Source organism: Micromonospora sp. M51 (assembly GCF_018070305.1).
GTDB lineage: Bacteria > Actinomycetota > Actinomycetes > Mycobacteriales > Micromonosporaceae > Micromonospora > Micromonospora parva.
Map to the genome: position 1 here is coordinate 1 of NZ_JAGPXZ010001078.1, position 1,508 is coordinate 1,508.

General features: G+C 74.6%; 1 protein-coding gene and 1 pseudogene. Both read left to right on the top strand.

The features are described 5' to 3' along the window. Nucleotides 1-254, top strand: a 254-nt coding sequence (locus tag KBX53_RS32615; protein ID WP_210863707.1) for an alpha/beta fold hydrolase, incomplete at its 5' end; no start/stop codon positions are given. A gap of 108 nt (nt 255-362) precedes the next feature. Beyond that, nucleotides 363-1,508, top strand: a pseudogene (locus tag KBX53_RS32620) (AAA family ATPase); the annotation flags it as partial.

A 1,508-nucleotide genomic window follows, 5' to 3' on the forward strand; every position in this document is an offset into this window, starting at 1 on the left:
TCGCCGCGCTGGCCCACCTGCCGGCCGCCGCCCTGGTCGGCGACCGGGACCGGCTGACCCCACCGCCGTGCGCCGAGTCGATCGCGGCGGCCCTGCCGGCCACCGAGCTGACCGTCTGCCCGGGTGCCGGGCACATGTTGATGATGGAACGCCCGGACGAGGTCAACGCCGCGCTCACCGGCGTGGTGCGGCGGGTGCTCGCCGAATCGCCGTCGGCCAGCTGCGACGTGACCCCGGCCGAGACGGGTGCCTGAGCACGTTCGCGCACCTCGGGCGCGGCGGGTCGAGCCCGGGGCCGTACCCTTCTGCGGTTGGCCCGCGCGGTTCCCGCCGCCTGCCGGCGACCTTTGAAGGAGCGTGCGTTGACCGACCAGAACGGCCTTGAGCAGGAGATCGCCGTCGAGCAACGACACCTCGACCGGGTGTACGCCCGACTGGCCGAGCTGCGGCAGTCGGCCGTCCGTGCCGAACGCGACGGCTACCGGATGGCACGGGTGGGCACGCACGGTGCCCTGGTCGAGCGCGACGCGATGGTCTTCCACGCGGCGCAACGGCGGCACACCCTGGACGCCGAGCACGAGGGGCTGGTCTTCGGCCGGTTGGACCTGCGCGACCGTCAGGTGCTGCACGTCGGGCGACTCGGGATCCGCGACGAGGACGCCGTCACACTTGTCGTCGACTGGCGTGCGCCGGCCGCCGCCGCCTTCTACCAGGCGACCCCGGCGCAGCCGCTGGACGTGGTGCGGCGCCGCACCATCCAGTCCCGCGCTGAGCGGGTCACCCGGATCGAGGACGACCTGCTGGACCCGACCGCCGCCCCGGAGGGGATGACTGTCGTCGGTGACGGCGCGTTGCTGGCCACCCTCTCCAAGGCCACCGGCCGGGGCATGCGCGACATCGTGGCGACCATCCAGCGGGAACAGGACGAGGCGATCCGCTCGCCCGGCTCCGGGGTGACGATCGTCGCGGGCGGCCCCGGCACCGGCAAGACCGCTGTCGCTCTGCACCGGGCCGCGTTCCTGCTGTACTCCGACCGCAGCCGCTACGCGGGCGGCGGCATCCTGGTGGTCGGCCCGTCGTCGGTCTTCGTCGAGTACATCGGCTCGGTGCTGCCGTCGCTCGGTGAGGACACCGCGACCCTGCACTCGCTGGGCACCCTCTTTCCGGGGATGACCGCCACCCGCACCGACCCGCCCGAGGTGGCGGCGGTGAAGGGCTCGCTGCGGATGCGCCGGGTGCTGGAGCGCGCGGCCCGCGACGCGGTGCCGGGCGGCCCGGGTGAGCTGCGGCTGCTCTACCGGGGCACGCTGCTGCGGCTGGACCGGGCCGCGCTGGACCGCATCCGGGACCGGGCGCTGCACCGCGGCGCACGACGCAACGAGGTGCGCCGGGCCGGTTTCGACGGGGTGTTCGCCGCGCTCTGGGCGCAGGCCCGTGAGCTGAGCAGCGGTCGACTGCCGGAGCAGCCGGCCTTCGAGGCGGAGATCGCCGAGCGGTCGGAGTTCCGG